1 protein-coding gene is annotated in these 360 nt (G+C 52.2%); it reads left to right on the forward strand.

The genetic code is table 11. The annotated features are described in order from the left end of the window. Positions 1-17: 17 nt before the first annotated feature. On the forward strand, positions 18-360 hold a 343-nt coding region (locus tag GQY55_RS30855), incomplete at its 3' end, for a hypothetical protein (protein WP_160045739.1).

The raw sequence follows: 360 nt of genomic DNA on the forward strand, positions 1-360 counted from the left end.
AGGTAATCACCTCAGAATTGGCTGCGATCGTGGGGAAAACTCCCCAATGGATACGCCAATTGACCCGGGACGGCGTCTTGAAACAGGTGGATAGAGGGAAATACCTGCTGGCCGAGGCCGTCCAAGCCTATTGCGAACACGTTTCGGGCGGCAGGGAGGACGATAAAAAGCCTCGATTTATCGACGAGAAGACCGAACATGAGCGCATTAAGAAGGAAAAGGCTGCAATTGAACTCGAGCAATTGAAAGGGAACCTGCATGCTGCTGCGGACGTGGAGATGCTGTTGTCGGACTTGATTCTAACAACAAAATCCCGTCTACTGGCCGTCCCAAACCGGATCGCTACGGAATGTGAAAACG

This window comes from Paenibacillus sp. USDA918EY (assembly GCF_009870825.1).
GTDB lineage: Bacteria > Bacillota > Bacilli > Paenibacillales > Paenibacillaceae > Paenibacillus_AQ > Paenibacillus_AQ albilobatus.